This is a genomic window from Shewanella sp. FeAMO, from assembly GCF_053653955.1.
Map to the genome: position 1 here is coordinate 375739 of NZ_CM132201.1, position 20899 is coordinate 396637.

General features: G+C 52.7%; 15 protein-coding genes and 3 pseudogenes. 5 read left to right on the forward strand and 13 right to left on the reverse strand.

Going from position 1 to position 20899, the window contains the following annotated elements; genetic code table 11:
• Positions 1-18 precede the first annotated feature (18 nt).
• The 4 genes from acnD to ACWAU4_RS01820 all read right to left on the reverse strand — a co-directional run bounded on the left by acnD (position 19) and on the right by ACWAU4_RS01820 (position 5612).
• Positions 19-2610, reverse strand: a complete 2592-nt coding sequence (gene acnD / locus ACWAU4_RS01805; RefSeq protein ID WP_454290429.1) for a Fe/S-dependent 2-methylisocitrate dehydratase AcnD — start codon at positions 2608-2610, stop codon at positions 19-21.
• Positions 2611-2711: 101 nt separating this feature from the next.
• Complete coding sequence (gene prpC / locus ACWAU4_RS01810; protein ID WP_025889866.1) at positions 2712-3836, reverse strand: bifunctional 2-methylcitrate synthase/citrate synthase; 1125 nt, start codon at positions 3834-3836, stop codon at positions 2712-2714.
• Between the two features lie 180 nt (positions 3837-4016).
• Positions 4017-4892 carry a methylisocitrate lyase gene (gene prpB, locus ACWAU4_RS01815; RefSeq protein WP_025889867.1) on the reverse strand — a complete coding sequence of 292 codons (876 nt, stop codon included), beginning with the start codon at positions 4890-4892 and terminating at the stop codon, positions 4017-4019.
• A gap of 12 nt (positions 4893-4904) precedes the next feature.
• Positions 4905-5612, reverse strand: coding sequence for a GntR family transcriptional regulator (locus ACWAU4_RS01820; protein WP_243880621.1), 708 nt, complete (start codon positions 5610-5612; stop codon positions 4905-4907).
• 435 nt (positions 5613-6047) lie between these two features.
• On the opposite strand from ACWAU4_RS01820, the gene ACWAU4_RS01825 reads away from it, so the two are divergent.
• Complete coding sequence (locus ACWAU4_RS01825; RefSeq protein WP_144377819.1) at positions 6048-6545, forward strand: 2-thiouracil desulfurase family protein; 498 nt, start codon at positions 6048-6050, stop codon at positions 6543-6545.
• 72 nt (positions 6546-6617) lie between these two features.
• Here ACWAU4_RS01825 and ACWAU4_RS01830 read toward each other — a convergent pair whose 3' ends face one another.
• Both ACWAU4_RS01830 and ACWAU4_RS01835 read right to left on the reverse strand, forming a co-directional pair.
• A complete protein-coding gene (locus ACWAU4_RS01830; RefSeq protein WP_045283607.1) occupies positions 6618-7556 on the reverse strand; it encodes an acyltransferase in 939 nt (312 codons plus the stop codon).
• Positions 7556-8452, reverse strand: coding sequence for an acyltransferase (locus tag ACWAU4_RS01835; protein ID WP_243880247.1), 897 nt, complete (start codon positions 8450-8452; stop codon positions 7556-7558). Before ACWAU4_RS01835 ends, ACWAU4_RS01830 begins: the two co-directional genes overlap by 1 nt.
• Before the next feature lie 589 nt (positions 8453-9041).
• Between ACWAU4_RS01835 and ACWAU4_RS01840 the strand changes: the two genes are divergently transcribed.
• Positions 9042-11360, forward strand: coding sequence for a zinc/cadmium/mercury/lead-transporting ATPase (locus ACWAU4_RS01840; protein WP_345888881.1), 2319 nt, complete (start codon positions 9042-9044; stop codon positions 11358-11360).
• Positions 11361-11445: 85 nt separating this feature from the next.
• Here the strand turns inward: ACWAU4_RS01840 and ACWAU4_RS01845 are convergent, their stop codons facing one another.
• The 4 genes from ACWAU4_RS01845 to ACWAU4_RS01860 all read right to left on the reverse strand — a co-directional run bounded on the left by ACWAU4_RS01845 (position 11446) and on the right by ACWAU4_RS01860 (position 14342).
• Entirely contained in the window at positions 11446-12288 is an 843-nt protein-coding gene (locus ACWAU4_RS01845; protein WP_096142576.1) for a class I SAM-dependent methyltransferase, read from the reverse strand.
• Positions 12289-12312: 24 nt separating this feature from the next.
• Positions 12313-13032 (reverse strand): SAM-dependent methyltransferase, encoded by a 720-nt coding sequence (locus ACWAU4_RS01850; RefSeq protein WP_025889872.1) that lies wholly within the window; start codon positions 13030-13032, stop codon positions 12313-12315.
• Between the two features lie 10 nt (positions 13033-13042).
• Positions 13043-13300 carry a YjhX family toxin gene (locus ACWAU4_RS01855; protein ID WP_025010861.1) on the reverse strand — a complete coding sequence of 86 codons (258 nt, stop codon included), beginning with the start codon at positions 13298-13300 and terminating at the stop codon, positions 13043-13045.
• 265 nt (positions 13301-13565) lie between these two features.
• On the reverse strand, positions 13566-14342 hold the full coding sequence (locus ACWAU4_RS01860) for an AraC family transcriptional regulator (protein WP_045283610.1): 777 nt from the start codon (positions 14340-14342) through the stop codon (positions 13566-13568).
• Between the two features lie 154 nt (positions 14343-14496).
• Between ACWAU4_RS01860 and ACWAU4_RS01865 the strand changes: the two genes are divergently transcribed.
• Both ACWAU4_RS01865 and ACWAU4_RS01870 read left to right on the forward strand, forming a co-directional pair.
• Positions 14497-15624 carry a multidrug effflux MFS transporter gene (locus ACWAU4_RS01865; protein WP_454290430.1) on the forward strand — a complete coding sequence of 376 codons (1128 nt, stop codon included), beginning with the start codon at positions 14497-14499 and terminating at the stop codon, positions 15622-15624.
• 89 nt (positions 15625-15713) lie between these two features.
• Positions 15714-16079 (forward strand): annotated as a pseudogene (locus tag ACWAU4_RS01870) (transposase); the annotation flags it as partial.
• Positions 16080-16092: 13 nt separating this feature from the next.
• On the opposite strand, the pseudogene ACWAU4_RS01875 reads toward ACWAU4_RS01870, so the two are convergent.
• Positions 16093-17130: pseudogene (locus tag ACWAU4_RS01875) on the reverse strand (IS630 family transposase).
• A gap of 321 nt (positions 17131-17451) precedes the next feature.
• Here ACWAU4_RS01875 and ACWAU4_RS01880 point away from each other — a divergent pair.
• Positions 17452-19470 (forward strand): DNA phosphorothioation-associated putative methyltransferase, encoded by a 2019-nt coding sequence (locus ACWAU4_RS01880; RefSeq protein WP_144377795.1) that lies wholly within the window; start codon positions 17452-17454, stop codon positions 19468-19470.
• Here ACWAU4_RS01880 and ACWAU4_RS01885 read toward each other — a convergent pair.
• Together ACWAU4_RS01885 and ACWAU4_RS01890 are read right to left on the reverse strand one after the other, a co-directional pair.
• Entirely contained in the window at positions 19457-20512 is a 1056-nt protein-coding gene (locus ACWAU4_RS01885; RefSeq protein ID WP_045283612.1) for a cysteine desulfurase family protein, read from the reverse strand. The two genes, ACWAU4_RS01880 and ACWAU4_RS01885, sit on opposite strands and share 14 nt — an antisense overlap.
• Positions 20513-20641: 129 nt before the next feature.
• A pseudogene (locus ACWAU4_RS01890) lies at positions 20642-20893 on the reverse strand (integrase core domain-containing protein); the annotation flags it as partial.
• Between the last annotated feature and the right edge of the window lie 6 nt (positions 20894-20899).

Consider the following 20899-nt stretch of genomic DNA (forward strand, 5'->3'; position numbering starts at 1 on the left):
CACGCATCAAGGGCCGGCTTAAACATTGCCCTGCAAGAAGTCCTGCGCGAAACGCTGCAGTACACCACCGGCTTCATAGATGGTTACTTCCTCAGCGGTATCCAGGCGGCAGCGCACAGGTACTTCTACCGTTTCGCCATTGCTGCGATGCAGCAACAGGGTCAGAGTGGCACCGGGAGTGCGCTCGCCGAGAACGTCGAAGGTTTCTGTGCCATTTATGCCCAGGGTCAGCCTGTCGGTCCCCGGGAAGAACTCCAACGGCAGCACGCCCATGCCTATCAGGTTGGTTCTGTGAATGCGCTCGAAGCCTTCGGCCACAATCGCCTCGACTCCGGCCAGGCGCACGCCCTTGGCGGCCCAGTCACGGCTGGAGCCCTGGCCATAGTCTTTACCGGCTATGATGCACAGGGGTTGCTTGCGCTCCATGTAGGTTTCTATCGCTTCCCACATGCGTACCTGTTGCCCTTCGGGCTCGATACGGGCCAGCGAGCCCTGGATCACCTTGCCGTTGTCGTCCTTGACCATTTCGTTGAACAGTTTGGGGTTGGCAAAGGTGGCCCGTTGAGCTGTCAGATGGTCACCCCTGTGGGTGGCGTAGGAGTTGAAGTCTTCCTCCGGCAAGCCCATCTTGGCCAGGTATTCACCGGCGGCGCTGGATGGCAGAATGGCGTTCGATGGCGACAGGTGATCCGTGGTGATGTTGTCACCCAATACCGCCAGTGGCCGCATCCCCTTGAGCGCACGTTCACCGGCCAGGGCGCCTTCCCAGTAGGGTGGGCGACGGATATAGGTGCTCATTGGGCGCCAGTCATATAGAGGGTCGACCCCATCACCGTATTCCACGGCGATATTGAACATGGGCTCATACACCTTGCGGAACTGCTCCGGCTTGACCGACGACTTGACGATGGCATCTATCTCTTCGTCGCTGGGCCAGATGTCCTTGAGGGTTACGGCGTTGCCGTTCTGATCTGTGCCGAGTGCGTCTTTCTCTATGTCGAAACGCACAGTCCCTGCAATGGCGTAGGCCACTACCAAAGGCGGCGAGGCCAGGAATGCCTGCTTGGCATAGGGGTGGATCCGGCCATCGAAGTTACGGTTACCGGACAATACCGCGGTGGCGTAAAGATCTCTGTCGATCACTTCCTGTTGGATTTTGGGATCGAGCGCGCCGCTCATGCCGTTACATGTAGTACAGGCGAAGGCGACTATGCCAAAGCCCAGCTGTTCCAGGTAAGGCAATAGCCCAGCCTCGCGCAGATAGAGATCCACCGCCTTGGAGCCGGGGGCCAGAGAGGTCTTGACCCAAGGCTTGCGTACCAAGCCTTTTTCCACTGCGTTGCGGGCGATAAGGCCGGCGGCAATCACGTTGCGTGGGTTACTGGTGTTGGTACAGCTGGTGATGGCGGCGATAATCACGGCGCCGTCCGGCATCAGGCCTTCTTGCTGCTCGACCTTGCCGGCAATGCCTTTGGCGGCCAAGTCGCTGGTGGCCAAACGGGCATGCGGGTTGGAAGGACCGGCCATGTTGCGCACCACGGAGGAGAGATCGAACTCCAGTACCCGCTCATATTCGGCGCCTTCGAGGCTGTCGGCCCACAGACCCGTGGTCTTGGCATAGTTTTCCACCAGCGCTACCTGCTCGTCATCACGGCCGGTGAGGCGCAGATAATCTATGGTTTGCTGATCGATATAGAACATGGCGGCAGTGGCGCCATATTCGGGAGTCATGTTGGAGATGGTTGCCCTGTCACCCAGGGTCAGGCTGGCGGCGCCTTCACCGAAGAATTCCAGATAGGCACCCACCACCCGCTCTTTACGCAGGAATTCGGTCAGCGCCAGCACTATATCCGTGGCGGTAATGCCGGGAGCGGCCTTGCCGGTCAGCTTGACGCCGACTATGTCCGGCAGGCGCATCCAGGAAGCGCGGCCGAGCATCACGCTTTCGGCTTCCAGGCCACCCACGCCTATGGCGATCACCCCGAGGGCATCCACATGTGGCGTGTGGCTGTCGGTGCCGACACAGGTGTCCGGGAAGGCTACGCCGTCGCGGCTCTGCACTACGGGGGACATCTTCTCCAGGTTGATCTGGTGCATGATGCCGTTACCGGGCGGGATCACATCGACGTTTTTAAAGGCCGTCTTGGTCCAGTTGATAAAGTGGAATCTGTCTTCGTTGCGTCTGTCTTCAACAGCGCGGTTTTTCTCGAAGGCATCCGCTTCAAAGCCGGGGTGTTCCACCGCCAGAGAGTGATCCACAATCAGCTGGGTTGGCACCACAGGGTTAACCTTGGCCGGATCGCCACCCTTGTCGGCGATGGCATCACGCAGACCGGCCAAATCAACCAGTGCTGTTTGGCCGAGAATGTCGTGACACACCACCCGCGCCGGGAACCAGGGGAAGTCCAGATCCCGTTTGCGTTCGATAATCTGTTCGAGGAAGTCGTTGAGCCTGCCGGGCTCTGCTCGGCGGACCAGGTTTTCAGCCAACACCCGCGAGGTGTAGGGCAGTTTGGCATAGGCTCCGGGGCTGATGGCCTCGACTGCGGCGCGGGTATCGAAATACTCGAGGCTGGTGCCGGGCAGGTGAGTTCGGTAATTGGTATTCATGAGTTCTGTCCACTGAGAAGCAACTGCAAAAAGAGCCGGGCCCCTGCTCACTTGGGTGCCCGCTCTTGCTCATTCATCGGGCGGCCGTTTGGCCGCCGGGATCAACGCTCGCTGAGAGGCGTCACCTTGCGTGGTTCAACTCCAACATAATCGGCACTCGGGCGGATAATGCGGTTGTTGGCGCGCTGCTCCATCACGTGCGCGGCCCAGCCGGTGAGGCGGGAGCAAACGAAGATGGGGGTAAACAGCTTGGTGGGGATCCCCATGAAGTGATAGGCACTGGCGTGGAAGAAGTCGGCGTTACAGAAGAGTTTCTTCTCTTCCCACATCAGGGCTTCACAGGCAACAGAAACGCGATAGAGGCGATCATCACCATATTCCTGCGCCAGCTTTTCCGACCACTCTTTGATGATCACGTTGCGGGGGTCAGACTCGCGGTAGATGGCGTGACCAAAGCCCATGATCTTCTCTTTGCGCTCCAGCTTGCCCTTGAGCACTTCGCGGGCATGGTCTTCATCGCGCATATCCTGAATCAGCTCCATCGCCGCCTCGTTGGCGCCGCCGTGCAGAGGGCCGCGCAGTGAGCCAATGGCGCCTGTTATGCAGGAATGCATGTCAGACAGGGTAGAGGCACAAACCCGGGCGGTGAAGGTAGAGGCGTTGAATTCGTGCTCGGCGTAGAGGATCAGTGACACATCCATAACCCTGGCATGCAGGGCAGATGGAGCTTCGCCGTGCAGCAGGTGCAGGAAGTGGGCGCCTATCTGGTCGTCATGGGTTTCTGTGTCTATACGCACGCCGTCATGGCTGTAGCGATACCAGTAACAGATGATGGAAGGAAATGCCGCCAGCAGACGGTCGGCCACTTCACTCTGCTCGGAGAAATCTTTTTCGGTTTCCAGGTTACCCAGCATGGAGCAACCGGTACGCATAACGTCCATAGGGTGGGCATCGGCCGGGATCCGCTCCAGCACCTCTTTCAGTGCCTGTGGCAGGCCGCGCATGCCTTTGAGTTTCTGACGATAGGCCGCCAGTTGCGTTTCGGTGGGCAGTTCGCCGTAAAGGATCAGGTAGGCCACTTCCTCGAAGCTGACGTTTTCGGCCAGATCTTTAACGTCATAGCCGCGGTAGGTCAGGCCTGAGCCGGACTTACCGACTGTGCTCAGTGAAGTTTCGCCTGCGCTTTGGCCGCGTAATCCGGCGCCGCTCAGTTTCTTGTCAGTCATAATGCATTCCCTCTTCCGTTACACTCTTGTCAATTTGTTGGCCAGCCATGGCTGGTCTGGTATGCGGTTGCCTTTTTCAGCGCTCTGGGGCGCTGTGTAGGGCGGCAACCCCGGGTGTTTCTTGGGGCAAACCCTGCAACCGGCGCGTCTGCGCCGGTCAATCATCCCTGGATTCAGCCGTTACTTTTGGCTGAACAGCTCATCGAGCTTGGTTTCGTAGTGGTGGTAGCCGAGGAACTTATACAGCTCTTCACGGGTTTGCATGGCATCGACCACATTGCGTTGATGACCGTCGGCCATCAGTGCCTGCATCACTTTCAGGGCGGCCAGGTTGGCGGCGCGGAAGGTGCTCAGTGGGTAGAGCACCATGTCGGCACCGGCTTCGGCCAGTTGTTCCTTGTTGAACAGTTCTGTCTTGCCGAATTCGGTCATGTTGGCCAGGATCGGGGCGTTGACGGCCGCCTTGAATCGACGGTACTGATCCAGCTCGGTCAGCGCCTCGGCAAAGATCATGTCGGCACCCGCCTCGATATAGGCCTGGGCGCGTTCGATACCGGCATCCAGCCCTTCCACGGCAACTGCGTCTGTGCGAGCCATGATGACGAAGTTCTCATCTGTGCGGGCATCCACGGCAGCCTTGATACGGTCAACCATCTCTTCGGTGCTGACCACGGCCTTGTTGGGTCTGTGACCACAGCGTTTCTGTGACACCTGATCTTCCATATGCACGGCGGCAACACCGGCCTTTTCAAACTCCTTGATGGTGCGGGCAATGTTGAAGGCGCCGCCCCAGCCTGTGTCTATGTCGACCAGCAGCGGCAGTTCGGTGGCCGATGTGATACGGCCGGCATCGATCAGCACATCGTTCATTGAGGTCATGCCCAGATCCGGCAGGCCGTAAGAGGCGTTGGCGACACCGGCACCGGAAAGGTACAGGGCCTGAACACCGGATTGCTCGGCCATCAGGGCGAAATAGGCATTGGTGGTTCCCACGATTTGAAGCGGCTTGGCCTTGGCCAGAGCCTGGCGGAATCTGAGTCCTGCGCTGCGAGTCATCTGTTTGCTTCCTTATATTGAGTCCAGGGCGGCATGCTCCGCCTGAAGCTGTTTGAGTCTGAGTTCGGTATTGCGCCGTCCCTGTTCGATATGACGGCGCATCAGCAAGCCGGCCAGTTCGGCATCGCGCTGGGCTATGGCTTCGACTATGCGTCTGTGCTCGGCGATGGCTTTGACCGGGCGGTTCTTATTGGTGCATTGATAGCGATACATTCTCAGCAGGTGATATAAGCCGCCGATCAGGGTTTCCTGCAGGTGCTTGTTACCGCTGGCGCGGATGATCTGGTAGTGAAAGTCCACATCACCCTCTTCCTGAAAATAGGTATCGCCTTCTGCCAGCGCCGCTTCCTGACGGGCCAGCAGTTGCCATAACTGGCTGAGCTGCTCATCGGTTATCCGTTTGGCGGCCAGTTCACAGGCCATGGCTTCCAGCGTGCTGCGCAGTTCGTAGAGGTCGTTGAGCTCAGCCACTGTCATGGCGGCGACTCTGGCACCCACATGGGGGATACGTACTACCAAGCGCTGACGCTCGAGGATCTGCAAGGCCTCACGGGTTGGACCGCGGCTGATACCGTACTTGAGTGCCAGCGCCTGCTCGTTGATCTTGCTGCCGGGAGCCAACTCACCCTTGATGATGCTGGTCTGAATTTGCACCAGGATCTGATCCACTAGGGTGCTGCTCTTCTCCGGAGTGGCTTTATCAACGTTGTTTTTGTCCAATACAGGTGCCTGAGTCACTGCTTAAGTTTCGCTCGATTGTTAACAATGGTTCGACATTAGATGTGATCTGGGTCATTGTCAACAATACCTTTACCTAGACGTAAGTCTAATAATTTGGTGTTTTTGGTGGTTAAACCCTTACTTAACATTGTCTTGGGTTTATTTTTTAAACTTGCTGTTAGCATGGGTTTACACTTGCTATTGCAACTATTGTCGACAATCCCGTTTTAAACAGTTTTCTTGAGGGGCGACTGATAGAATGCTCCTTGTCAGCGGTAGACAAGGAAAAGAGCGAAGCTTGTTATCCGTAGCAGTGTCCCAGACCCTGGGCCGTTAAACCGAGAGCATGAGCCACTGCCAATTAGGCGAGGGCGGTTCCCCGGAGTGAATCGTTCGAGTGAGGAGAGAGGCAAGAGTGACAAGAGTGGACAAAGCATGAGCGCAGAAATCATCAACACAGCAAAACCGAATCGGATATTGATAAGCGCCTGTTTATTGGGGCAAGAAGTACGCTATGACGGTGGCCATAACTTGCTCAATGATGCCAGAGTGCAGCTATGGCAGGCCCAAGGGCGGTTTGTGCCTTTCTGCCCCGAGTGCGCCGGCGGCTTGCCGACACCCAGAGCTCCGGCCGAACAGATACAGGGACGAGTGCTGACCTGTGACGGTGAGGACGTGACAGAGGCCTTTGAGCGAGGCGCCGAGCTGGCACTGGCCAAGGCGCAGCAACAGCAAGTGGTTGCTGCCATTCTCAAGGCCCGCAGTCCTTCCTGTGGCAAAGGCAAGATTTACGATGGCAGTTTCTCCCGCCAACTCATAGAGGGCGACGGCGTGACCGCCGCTTTGCTGATGCGCCATGGTATTCAAGTGTTCAGCGAATTTGAGCTGGACGCCGCCGAGAAGTATCTGACTGAATGCGATAAAAGCGCTTGAGTCGAAATACTCAGTTTTAAAACAACAATGCCGGGCTTAGACCCGGCATTGTTTTGTCCTGGACAATCACTGTCAGTGGCTTTTTTGTGCCAGCTTGCTGTAGTCGTCGGCGGGATGGCATTCGGCCAGCAACTGGTCTATTTGGGCATCCTTTTGTTGCCAGATGTCGTTGAGCCAGCGTTGAAACTCGACCCTGTACTCTGGCTCGCTGAAGTAGCGAACAGAATCCACCTGAGGCACAGGCAGGGCCTCGATTCGCACCACGATTTTGTGCACTTTACCCTGCATCACGGCGCCGAGAATATCCTTGGGCGCATCGGGATAAAGCACAGTCATATTCAGCAAGGCATCAAACTGCTCGCCCATGGCCGACAAGGTGAAGGCGATGCCGCCGGCTTTTGGCCGCAGCAGGTGTTTGTAGGGGGACTTTTGCCTTTGTCGTTTGTCTTCGGTAAAGCGACTGCCTTCCACATAGTTGATGATGGAGGTGGGCAAGTCTTTGAATTTTTCGCAGGAGCGCCGGGTCGTTTGCAGATCCTTGCCCCTGAGCTTGGGATTCTTCTTCAACTTTTCCGGGCTGGTGCGGTTCATAAAGGGCATGTCCAGCGCCCAGCAACCCAGGCCCATGATAGGAACATACAGCAGCTCTTTCTTGAGAAAGAACTTCAGCATGGGGATGTTGTTACGCAGGATATAGGTCTGCGCAGCAATATCAAAGCCACTGAGGTGGTTGCTGATCAGCAGATACCAACCATCTGGCTTGAGGCTTTCTAACCCTTGTACATCCCATTCGACCTTGGCTATCAGGTGCAGTATGCCGCCATTACAGCTGGCCCAGGCCCACATGAACCGGTTCATTAACCGGGTCATGGCGATGCGGCCACCCTTCCAGGGCAGCAACAATTTGAACAGGCCGCCGATACACACCAGCGACCCCCAAACGGCGGTATTGATGATCAGCAAGCTCAGGCTGAGAATAAACAGCACAGGCCCGGGCAGGAAGTGCAACATCAGGAGTCCCCTTGAGAATGGTTTGCCTTGGCGGCCAATTGTTCCAGCACTTCATCCTTGTGCTGCCAGAGGGCGTTCAGCCGTTCCTGGAAGGCTTGTTTGAACTGACGATCATTGGCGTAGTCACCCCGCATCCCCGAGTCTATCTCCTTGACCTCCAAATGGAGGTAAACCTCAGGCAGACGGCCGCTGATATAGTCCCAAAAACTGGGGATCTTGCCGGGATAATAGATGGTGACATCCACCAGTTTATGGATCTGATCGCCCATGGCCGACAACGCAAAGGCCATGCCGCCGGCCTTGGGTCTGAGCAGGTGTTTGAACGGTGAGTTTTGCTTCTGGTGCTTGCTGGGCTGAAAGCGGGTACCTTCGACAAAGTTCATCACGCTCACCGGCTTGTGCTTGAATTTGGCACAGGCCTTACGGGTAATTTCAATGTCTTTGCCTCTGAGTTTCGGGTTCTTTTTCAACTCGGCCGTGCTGTAACGGCGCATAAAGGGAAAGTCCAGCGCCCACCAGGCCAGCCCAAGTACAGGGACATAAATCAGCTCTTTTTTCAGGAAAAACTTGAGAAAAGGGATCCGCCGATTAAGCAGTCGCTGCAGGATCAAAATATCGACCCAGCTCTGGTGGTTGGCTACCACCATATACCACTCCTGCTCTGACAGATCCGGAAGCTCGTCTATATGCATCTTCAGCGGATGAAACAGCTTTTCTATGCCGCCGTTAACACTGATCCAGGCGCTGGCGCAGAAATCCAAAGCGTGGCTGCATAGGCGCTGTAATGGCTTTATTGGAAGCAGTTTTATCAGGCTGCCCAGCAGAATTGGCAGGCTCCAAAACAGGGTGTTGATAACATAGCCGCTAAAGGCAAGACAACCTCGAATCAAGGACAACTTGGGCTCCCTCAGGATCATAAAAAGAAAAATCGACCGACTATGTTAACCGCAGTCGCCACCAGGCTTCAATCTTAAGCTGGCGTTGACAGGGAGTTAGGGCCTGCTCACATAAGCATTGGTACAAGAGGTTTAGCCTGCTTCAGCCGTATAAGTTGCGCCATCTATTCTTTGCGCTGTGCAGAAGATGGCTTGCAATGCAGCGTCTCTCAGTATCTTCCTGAGCCTTTACCCGTATGTTGCTTTGTGGCGAAACTGCGCCTGGCACTTTAAATCCCCGGCGCATTTTTGGTGGAAGCCGGTTGACTGTCAAGCGCAACATTGGCGCCGGTAAATGGGACAATCAGCGTCGTTGTAGGCTAGGGCGGCATAGCGGCTATGGCTGGTTAATTGATAGTGGCTGGCTGATCGGGCTTGGGCTGGTTGGTTAATTGATAGGGCTTGGTTTTCGGGCCGGGCAAATACTTTGGCACAGATGCTTGACTCTGGAGCTTACTCCAAGCTTTACACTCCTTGGCAATAACAAACGGCCCGGATAGTCACATTTGAGTTCCGAGGCATCATTTGAGCCATAGCATGAGGCACAGTTATGAGTCATTCCTGTTGTGATCCCAAACCCACGCCCGAGACTGTAAAGGCGGGGGCTAAGGACCCGGCAAATTGCACAGATAGCCAGGTAGCCGGTAACGCCGTCAGTCATTCCAACGAGCATTCTGGCTGTCATTCGGCTTGTTGCCATGATCATCATGAGTCCCATCAGGCCGACTCCGCTGCCGAAGTCAACACTGCCCGGTTTGCTCAAGGTGAGCAGCATCAGTGGCAAATACTGGGTATGGACTGTGCCAGCTGTGCCCGTAAAGTCGAAACTGCGGTTTCCAGGGTGAGCGGCGTTTGCAGCGCCAGGGTGGTATTTGCCACCGAAAAGCTGCTGGTGGAACTGACGCCCGGCGTTTCGCCCCAAGGCATAGTCGATGCTGTGCATGCGGCCGGCTTTAAGCTTAAGCAGCAGGCCCAGGCAGGTAAGGAAGGCCCAAAACCCGGCCCGGCGAGCCGGCTTGGCAAATACTGGCAACCCAAATACTGGCAACCTTTGTCACTGGCACTGTTAATGCTGCTGGCGGCTCTGGCGCCTGCGAGTATCAGCACCAGCCTGTTCACTCTGGCTACAGTTTGGGGGCTGTTGCCTATTGCCCGCAAGGCTTGGGCCCTTATTCGCAGCGGCACCCCTTTTGCCATTGAAACCCTGATGACAGTTGCCGCCATAGGTGCCTTGTTGCTGGGCGAAACGGCCGAGGCGGCTATGGTGTTGCTCCTGTTTATGCTCGGTGAGCAGCTCGAATCGTTTGCGGCCGGCCGCGCCCGCGCCGGAGTCAGCGCCTTGATGGCATTGGTACCGGACAAGGCATTGAGGTTAAATGATGGCCAGAGGCAAGAGGTGGCCGCCTCAGAGCTGCATCCGGGCGACATCATAGAAGTTGCGCCTGGAGCTCGCCTGCCGGCCGATGCCGAACTGCTCGATGCCTCGGCGGCATTTGATGAAAGTGCCCTTACGGGAGAATCTATCCCGGTAGAAAGGGTTAAGGGCGAACGGGTCGCCGCCGGCTGCCTGGCAGCCGACAGGCTGGTGAAGATGAAGGTTGTCTCCGAGCCCGGCAGCAACGCCATAGACCGCATCCTGCATTTGATTGAAGAGGCCGAAGGGCAAAGAGCACCGATAGAGAGATTCATCGACAAGTTCAGTCGCTGGTACACACCAGCCATCATGTTGCTGGCCTTGTTGACTGTGCTGTTGCCACCTCTGCTGTACGCCGAGCCTTGGGAGCAATGGATCTACCGTGGTTTGACACTGTTGTTGATAGGTTGCCCCTGCGCCTTGGTAATTTCGACGCCGGCGGCGGTAACCTCTGCGCTGGCGGCCGCAACCCGTCAGGGAGCCTTGATTAAGGGCGGCGCGGCATTGGAAGCACTGGCACATGTCGATACCGTCGCCTTCGATAAGACCGGTACCCTCACAGAAGGTAAACCTGAAGTTACCCTGGTGGAGAGCCTCACAGAGCAGGATGCGACCAAGTGGCTCAGGGTGGCCGCCGCCATTGAATTGGGCTCACATCACCCCCTGGCACAGGCGATAGTCAATCATGCCAAAGAGCAGCGGCTGGAACTGCCAGGCGCAGAAGCTATTCGGGCCTTACCCGGGATGGGCGTTGAAGGACGGGTCGATTCGCAAAACTGGCGACTGTTGGCCCCTTCAAGGCTGCCAAACCTAGCTCCTGAGTTGCTGCAACGCGTCACAGAACTGGAGCAGCAGGGGCAAACCCTGGTGGTACTGTGTGATGCCGAGCGGGAGCTACTTCTTCCTGTGGCCATTATTGCCCTCAGGGATCAGCTGCGCGCCGAGGCCGCCGAAGCCATAGCTAAGCTACGCCATCTCGGTATCGACAGCATAATGCTGACCGGTGACAACCCAAGAACCGCCAAGGCGATTGCCGAGGAACTGGCCATCGATTGGCGCGCCGGGCTGCTGCCGGAAGATAAAGTTTCTGAGGTGGCGGCATTGGCCGAGCACCGCAATGTTGCCATGACGGGAGATGGTATCAATGATGCCCCGGCAATGAAGCGAGCCCGTATCGGTATTGCCATGGGCGGCGGAACCGATGCCGCGCTGGAAACCGCCGATGCGGCCCTGACCCATAATCAGTTGGGAGGGGTGGCGGCAATGATCCACTTGGCCAGGGCAACCCTGAGCAATATCCGCCAGAACATAGCCTTGGCGCTGGGGCTGAAGGCGATTTTTCTGGTGACCAGCTTACTGGGGATCACCGGCCTCTGGCTGGCGGTGATGGCCGATACGGGCGCAACTGTGTTGGTAACTGCCAACGCCTTGAGACTGCTTAGAAAGCGCTACTGAAATGTATTGGTGTTGATAACAATAAAAAAGAGGAAGGTACCCGGGGTTTAGACCTTAACACCTTCCTCTTTCAAACGGACTCAGGTTATGCCTTGGAGCATGCCATTAGTGTGTAGAGCTTGCCCTCAAAGGTATTGCTGCTGGGCCACTCTGCAGTGTCTATCCGCTGAATCTTGTTGAAGCCGCACTCGTTTAACAGCTGCAGATATTCCTCATCTTGCCAAGCCTGCATCCGGCTGCCGAATCGCGCCACCTTGCCGTTTTCTTCAATCACCCAAAACAGTGTGGAACTGGTTTGGAGTGCCTCGTCCCAAGCATGCTCCGTCAGTAGCAGGTGGGGAGCATCGAGAAATAGGCCCTGTGAATGCCTTTGCCAGCTTGGCTCTGCCTGTCCCTGTCGTTTGACTTCATCAAAGCTGTGAACTTCCACAAGTAGTTTGCCATTCGGCATCAGCCAGTTTGCACAATGCTTGAGTAAACTCTTGGCATCCGCTGTGCTGAAAACATTCAGCTCACCGAAGGTCATCATGATGAAGTCAAACTTCTTGGTCGGCCGGTAGCTTCTGACATCCAGCAGTTGATAGTCGATATCCAGTCCAGCCGCCTGCGCTTGTTGTTGGGCGTAGGCTATAGAGGCTGGTGAGAAGTCGACACCGGTGCAGCAAAAGCCGCGTTTTGCCAGCAATTGAGTGTAAAAGCCGGGGCCACAACCCAGATCCAGCACTTTTGCGCCAGGAGCCAGTTGGCTGCAGAGCCAATCTACCTGGCGCTCAATCACCGCCAGTTTTCTACTGGCCCAATCGTGCTCCTGGGAGAGGTGGTTTTCCAGCATTCGCTGGCTGAAATCGGCATCATTCCAGGGAATTTTGCTTTCGTTCGGCGACAGCCTTATTGGCAAATGCTGGCTGATTAGCTTATTGATATTCATACCTTTCCTTGCTTTTTTGAAAGCTTACTTGTGTATGCGGCCTGTCATTTTGGTAAAGTTGAACCACTGGCCGTTTTCGGCGGCCATCATCTCGCGATCCCGTACGGCATAAGGGTTGTCGCATGCCAACCACTCCTGCCATGCCTGGGTGCACTGCCCGCTCTCTTCGCACAGCTCCAACTGTAAAAATGCGCTCTGTTGCCAGAGTTGCATCCACCAGTCGACGGTGAAAAAGTTCATCCCGGGCTGCCACCAGGGGGCCAGCTCAGGGGCAACGCTTTGCTGCAGTGGAAAAGGCTTTTTCAGCCCGGGTACCACTATGGCGACCTGACCGCCCGGCTTGATGAAAGGGGCGAGGTGGGTGTCAAAAAACGCTGAACTGGCACCAAAGTAGTGATAGGCATCGATGGACAAGACGGCATCGAAACTGTTTTCTGCAAATGGGGCATGTCCCGGCCGCATCTGGGTTACGTCAAAGTTTACCGCCGTGATCCTGTCTTCCAGGCCAGCGGCCTTGAATCTTGCCTGGTTGTCTTCGGCCGCTATCCAAAGATCCATTGCGGTGACTTCGAGGTTGAAGGCCTTCGCCAGATAGATGGAGGTCATGCCTGTGCCACAGGCCAAGTCCAGCACCCGCATCCCTGGTTGCAGTTGCAGTGACCGGCAGACTTCTTCGGCCAGCAGCAGGGCGTTGGGGCCCATCATGTTGCTGTTGATATAGTCACGGGAAAATAGTGTATTCATCTTTCTTTCCTCAACGGTTGTCCAGTTGGGCGCGCACATTGTGCAAGCCGGCCGTGGTTATGCGATAGGGCTGACCTTTGACAGATTTGATCAGTTTTTTGGCTTTGAGCTTTTTGAAAATGGCGAGGGTACAGTCGCAAAGAACAAGCCCTTCGCGGCTATAACATTCAACGGCTGTGACGCGACCTGAAGTGTCGCGGAAATAACAAATGCGTCCGCCTTTGGCGAGGACGTGCAGGGTACGTTGTTCCTGACGGGATATATTCATACTGGAAAAACTCGATAATCATCATGAGCAAAACATGCGGGCACTTGTCAGTGTCCACCTTTGATTTACGCGCATTGATAATCAGACCGGCCTTGGAAGGTCAGTTAACTGATTATCTGATGATTACAATCTCCAGCATCAATGCCTCAATGAGAGTTGAAAGTAGCTTTACCGCTCAATTTTTACCACTAAGGATGTTAGATGTAAATCAGCCGGTTGGGGAACTGTGATTTTAGGCTGTTGTTTGTGCATTTGACTCTTGTTTTCAGTTGATTGGATTGTGAATAAAGCTCAAAGGCGTTTGGCCCGTCTGCTTTTTAAAAAACGCAATGAAGGCGCTGTCGGAAGAAAACGCCAGATTGTGGGCCACTTCACTGACAGATCTGGCGCCGGATAGGAGTTCAATGGCCTTCAAAAGGCGCCACTGTTGGCGCCATTGCTGATAAGTCATACCGGTTTCAGCCTTGAATAACCGGGTGACTGTCTTGGTGCTTGCGCCGACACTGCCGGCAAGTCGGCCTATATCAGGCGCGAGAAACTCTTCCTTGATAAGCTGCTGGCGGAATCGGCGAAACCTGCGATCCCGTGGCAGTGGCAGCTGAAATGAATGTTTCTTGGCGGCATAAAACTCTTCCCAAAATAACGCACTGCTATTGGCCATATTCTGCTCCGGTGTGTCCCAAGGCCACAGTGCCATCTTGTCTATCAAGGCTTTCAAGAGGGCGTTGACCTCTATCATGCGAAGCTCAGCCGGAGTGTTGAACCTGGCGCAATCAAAATACAAAGAACGATAGGCCACCACATTGGTCATTACCGCGCGGTGCGAAATACCGGGCGGGATCCACACGGCTTTGGTGGGCGGCAAGATGCAGATGGCGTTCTCCAATGCAAAGCTCATGCAGCCGTGGGGGGCATAAAGTAGTTGCCCTTTATGGTGTTGGTGCATGCCCGAATCGTGCTGGCCAACATCGGCCGCAATGCCGATAACACTGGCTGGAAAGGTATCCGCATCGAACTCAGTTTCCTGCTCAATAATCGCCATGATGTCCCTATTTTGATGTTTCTTGTCTTTATGTCGTTAACGTGCCGTTTCATCACGAGTATACACTGCGTGCCGACTTGGAAAAGCGCGGATCAAGCCTGCATAGAGGAACAGGGCTTGTTCGCAGCTTGCTTGATTGTGATAAGGATAAGAGATGAAAACCAAACCTTCGCTATGGTTGATGCTGGCGCTACTGATGTTCCCGCAAATAGTGGAAACCATTTACAGCCCGGCCCTGGGGGCGATTTCGCAGACATTTGCCGTGTCCTACCCTCAGGCGGCGCAAACTCTATCGGTTTATTTCCTGGCTTTCGCTTTGGGCGTGGCAGTGTGGGGCATAGTGGCCGACAGTTGCGGCCGTCGCCCGACCATGTTGCTGGGACTCTTTATCTATGGCGTCGCAGCCTGGGTGGCCATGTCAACAACCAGCTTCGCCGTGCTGATGGCCGCCAGAGCCTGCAGCGCTTTTGGTATTGCTGTCGGCTCAATCGTCACCCAAACCATGCTGCGTGACGCCTTCAGCGGCGAAGAGTTGGGGAAAGTGTTCAGTGTGATGGGGCTTGGGATTGCCATCAGCCCTGTTATCGGCATGTTTTCCGGTGGCCAATTGGTCAAGGTGGGTGGTCATCATGCGGTATTTTTAGCTTTATTTATTATGGCCTTGGGATTATTCGCCTATTGTTTTATCAGGCTGCCGGAAACCCAAACCAGCAGGCAGAGTTTGCAACTGGTCGCCTTGAGTAAACGTATGCTCGGTGACAGGCAAATCTGGCAATCTGCGCTCTTGGTCACTGCTTATAACGTCGCCCTGTTTTCTTACTACCAACTCGGTGGATTCAACTTTGCCAGGCTTGGGTTCACGCCGGAACAGTTCGGTTACAGCGGCTTAATCCTTGGCCTGGGCTCACTGGTTGGCAGCTACAGCAATAAACGCTTGATCTCCAAGGGAGTCTCTCAAGGCAAGCTCTTGCAAGGCGCCGCTCTATTGCTGCTTCTGGGAGCCATAGGAGTACAACTCTCGCCGAACTCCATCGGGTTTCTGGCGCCTATGCTACTCGTGGTTATGGCATTCGGAATAGCTATCCCCAATGTGCTCAGCATGGCCTTGGCTCAGTACCGACAGCAGGCTGGCAGCGCTGGTGCCCTATTCGGCTTGATGTACTACTTACTCATCGGCAGCGGCCTTGCTCTGGCAGGCGCGGTGCAGCACTTGGGATGGGTACTGTTAGCCTGCGGCAGCATGGCGCTGTTGGTGACTTCTCTCTCAAATTTAAGAGCATGACACCAGCGAAATATCCAATACACAATAGCCAATAAAGCGCTCAATATAAAAACGTTATGCCGAAGAACAAATTATCAAGACCATTAAGTAACAGTCGGTGTAGGTTACTGGATATTCGCTTCGCATCACCGGATTACAGCTGCATCAGTAAATGGGCTAAAACCGTCAAAGTCGCTTATCGAGCGCCAAGTTATGTGGCGATTGCTCATGTCGTTATCGATGCCAAAGGTCTGAAGGTGTTCGGCGAAGGCGAATGGAAAACCCGTAAATATGGCAAAGAAAAGCGTCGGGTCTGACGCAAGCTGCTGCTGGCAGTCTAAAACTCATGCCATTATTGCGGCCGAGGTCAGTCCTGAAAGTATTGTCGACAACGAAGTGTTAGCACCTTATTCAATCCAGTTCGCCGTCATAGCGAACAGGTGTCTGCCTATGGTGCTTATGACACCAAGGATTGCTAAATAAGTGATCCTAATTGTGCTCCACTTTCATGAGACCATGCCCACCACCAGGGAATGGTGAAGCATGGTCCATAAAGTACTTAACCCGCTCCATCAACTTCCAGATGTTTTTGCACTGATGGTTTCGGGTAACGGTTTCATGTAGTGCGTGCCACAACTGCTCTATTTTGTTGACTCAAGATGAGTAAACCGGCTGAAACAACAAGATAAACTTTGGGTTTTGCTTGAGCCAAGCTTGAGTCTTTTTACTCTTGTGGATGATGTAGTTATCGATAATGAGCGTAATCGTTTGGGCTCGTCTGTACCGTCTTTTGAGCAATTTCAGCATTGAAAGAAATAGCATAGAATCTTTGCTGGAACTGGCGATATAACTGACTTTCCCCGTTCCTGTGTGTAGCGCACCTGGCAAGTATCGTTTGCTATTCTGTCCCGGCGTTGTCACTCGTTTTTGATGGCCTTTATGCATCCAATCTGCGCCGATTTTTGGATTGAGATGGATATCAACTTCATCTTCATAAAATACGGGATGGTTTATATTGCAGCGTTTCAAAGCTGCCTTAATTTCCGCAAGCTTCTCATCTTTATGAGGATCTTTGATATGCAAGGTGGGAGCGGCTCTACGCCAAACAACGCCAAGTTTAGGCAACCACCGCCGAATCGTTGAGGAATGAACCTGCAGCGAAAATAAGCGGTTAACCTCAAGAGCTATTAATTCAGTACTCCAGCGGGAACGTTGGTATCCAAGCTCTTGGGGGGACAATTGAAGCAGTAGTTTGATTACACTCGTTATTTGTTGGAAAGGAAGCACACAGGAACGGCCTCTGGTTGAAGACTCTAGCCCCTCAATGCCACATTCAGTGTACCAACTGACCCATCTGTTGATTGAAGAACGCGCCGCAGCTATCAAGCCTGATACTTCAGTAACAGTACGTCCAGATGCCAACAAGAGAATGGCATTCAGGCGACGGCACTCGTCTTTATCTCTGGTTTTATACATCTTTTTTTGTATTCGACGTCTTTCAGAGCGGGTTGGTAATGTTAGAATCATGATCTCGGCTCGGTTTGTGTGAGTTGGTTGGTTTGGCGATTGATCAGATCGCTTGAATCGAGCCGAGTTCCTTCTATTTTCGAAACTCAGTGATCTACATTTAGGAACAGCTATTTAGCTTGCCGCTTCAGAAGTCAACACTAAAGGTAATCTGATATGCCAACGCCATGGGAGTGCTGTTGATTTCTTGGTGAGCAGCTATGAAGACAGAATGCACCTGATAGCCCAACACAAAAGGTAGTTATGCGCCCTCCCAACGTGCAAGTGGAGAAAATGCGTTGTATCTTTGTGAACATAATGAAATCACGGAGATGCTGTAGAGTGGATAACGTCAAATTTAGCCAACTAGTACATCAAGTAAACAAAGGGAAGCACCTTCCCGAAGCCATATACATACATAAAGATGCATTCACGGCTCTGCCTTCCGAACTTGTCACCTTCATTCATGCAGTAGCAACAGCACTAAAGATAGATACCGAGACCTGGCATTTAGTGAAGCTTTTTAAGCGCGATTTCTGCCTATCACTCCTGAGCTACCCAACGTTTTATACGGACTCTTACCCATCTTTGACGCAGAGCGTTACAGTTGACCTCAATAAACTCACACACCGAGTCACCACATACCAAGACTCTGATAATCCGCCAATTCTCCACCGCAAAGAGCTTATGGTGTTGCCAAGCAGTGATTATCACTCTTTATTTTCGCAGCTAACTGAGGAAGGCGAAAGTGCTGGGCTGTATGAAAATACAAGGATAATTGGCTTTAAACAATCATGGGAAAACCTGATTAGACAACATGGATACGAATTAGTGGACGGTCGCCTATTCCGCTCGACCATGGTCAAACAAACTCATGGACATCAAGTCGACCGGCATCTAACAGCTATTACCCGCCATGCACTCTCTGCACCCATGAAAGCTTTAGCTAAGCAAGGCTATCTACAAGGCGACTATTCACTACTCGACTATGGCTGTGGTAGAGGCGACGACATGAATGAGCTACTGGCTCACGGCATTGATGTAATGGGTTGGGACCCAAATTTCTACCCAGATGGGGACAAAACCTATACTGATATTGTCAATCTCGGTTTTGTACTAAATGTTATTGAAGATAAACACGAACGACTTGAGGCTCTGCTGGGCGCCTGGGAATTAGCAAAAAAACTTTTAGTAGTTAGCGTGATGCTGGGAACCGATGAGTTTGTCAGCCAATTTAAACCATATAAAGATGGCGTCATTACCTCGCGGAACACCTTTCAAAAATACTACCAGCAAAGTGAAATCAAAGCCTACATAGAGCGCTCACTAGATGAAGTGCCAATAGCTATAGCACCAGGTATTTTCTTCGTATTCAAAGATAAATTAGCAGAGCAAGACTACCTCCAAAATCGTTATCGCCGCAATCACAATTGGCAGCAGCGTACTTCGCCAACACCGATAACCTCTCAAGACAAAGCACGGCTCATAATTGCCCAAAATAAGGCTTTGTTTGACGCCTTCTGGCAGCAAAGTTTAGATATGGGCCGAGTGCCTGCACAAGACGAATTCAGTGATTCGGCGCAGCTAAAAAGCCTGATAGGCTCCAACAACAAAGTGCATCAGTTACTGTTGAAAATTTATGGCAAAGACGAGTTTGAAGAGGCGAAACAAAGCCGTAAAGAGGATATCCTTTTGTATTTTGCAATGGGGCTATTTGAGAAGAGAAGGCCTTATACACAGCAACCTGATAGCCTAAAGCGAGATATAAAGGCGTTATTTGATGACTATCGCACAATAATCAATCTAGCTACAGAGTTGCTCTTTGCTATAGCTGACACCAAGCTTATTGAAGAACAATGCGCAAAAGCATATCAGCAGTTACCAGCAAGTATTCTTAATAGAGGGCACTCTCTCATTTTTCATAAAGAGAACATTGACTCATTACCGTTGTTACTGCGAGTCTATGTTGGGGCAGCCATCCAAATGTATGGTGAGTTAGATGACGCTATCGACCTGGTCAAAATACACACAACTTCTGGTAAGTTAACTTTGACCCACTACGATGACTTTGAACAGTCTGTACCGTTTTTAGTTAAGCGTATTAAGGTGAAAATGGCTGTTCAGGAAATTGATTTCTTCGATTATGCGGAGGTATCACGGCGACCACCACTGCTAAATAAACACCTATTGCTTGGCAAACTACACGAACAATACGAAAAGCAAAAAAGCTTCGATAGGCGGCTCTCGAAGATCTTAGGTACGAACGAAAACACAGAAGTTATCATACATAGGAAGGCTCTCGAAGAGCGGCTTCTCTTCGCAAGAAAAAAGATCGTAGGATTTCGGATTACTTCCCGCTAATTCGGTAAGGCGAAAGACTGATGCGATAGGTTCTTCTTGCTTGTTCTTCCGTCATCCCCAACGCTATTAGTACGTGCGATGCAACGTTGGATAAGGAGTTGCAAGCGGAGCCTTGAGAGATAAGCCAAGGATTTTTGTGAGTGAAAGACTTTACATCATCATCTGACTTAAACGTTACACTCCAGATAGTAGGTACTACGTCTACGCCGCCATTTCTCTTACATTCAAACTCCTTAATCGCATAAAGAAATCTTTGCTCATCTGGGCCTGCCTTCGTTGGATAATACTCAACCGCAGCAGCCAAACCGATAATCAGTGGTGTGGGAGAGGTCCCTCCGCGCAAGCCAGCTTCCTGCCCCCCTCCGTGAATAATCGGCACCAATTCTGAATCACGAGCGTTACGGACGAATAAAGCACCTATCCCTTTGGGGCCATAAATCTTATGTCCAGATAGTGAAAGCATATCGACATCCATCTCATCAACATCAATGTCACATTTGCAAAAACTTTGGGCTGCGTCTGTGTGAAAAGGTACACCTTTTTCAAAAGCGATAGCACCAAACTCTGCGATCGGCTGAATAGTCCCTAACTCATTGTTGACGTGATGGATAGAGATTAAGATGGTGTCACTACGTAAAGCTTCGATTAGTGATTCCGCCGATATCCGCCCTTCCGAGTCAGGGGCCAAGTAAGTGACATCAAATCCAATTGACTCAAGAAAAGCACAAGTATTCAGAATACATTTGTGCTCTATCGAAGATGTGATGATGTGGCCTTTTTTGTCTAAAAATTTGAATGCTATACCTTTAATAGCGAGATTGTTTGCTTCGCTAGCACCACTTGTAAAGATAATTTCACTAGGTAATGCCCCGATTTTATCCGCGATAGCTTCTCTTGCATGCTGTATTGCTTGATGGCTAGCTCTCCCCGCTTGATGCGCCGATGACGCATTAGCGAAATTATCCGTTTCCCAAGGTTTCATAGCCTCAAGCACTTGCTGTGAAACTGGAGTAGAAGCGGCAAAATCGAAGTAGTCCTTCATTGAATTGTTACATTATGCTGATTAACACTATGGTCCTATCGTATACCGGATCACGTTTTATTTTAAAGAATTAATTGATCATGAGAGAGCAGCCTATCTGCGTCTGAGCATCAATTTCGAATGTAGTGGTCAAGTTAAATTGGCCACGTTTTTGTATTCAAGCCAGTATCTTCGCTCTGACTCGTTCGGTGTCAGCCCACCGTTATATTGATGCGGTCTAAGCTGACTGTAATACCCCGTCACGTATCGTGATATTTCAACCCGAGCCTCACTGATACTTCGGTAGCCGGTCATCGGTATCCATTCTGTTTTCAAGCTTCTGAAGAAACGCTCCATCGGGCTATTGTCCCAGCAGTTCCCTCGTCTGCCCATGCTTTGCTTTTGTAG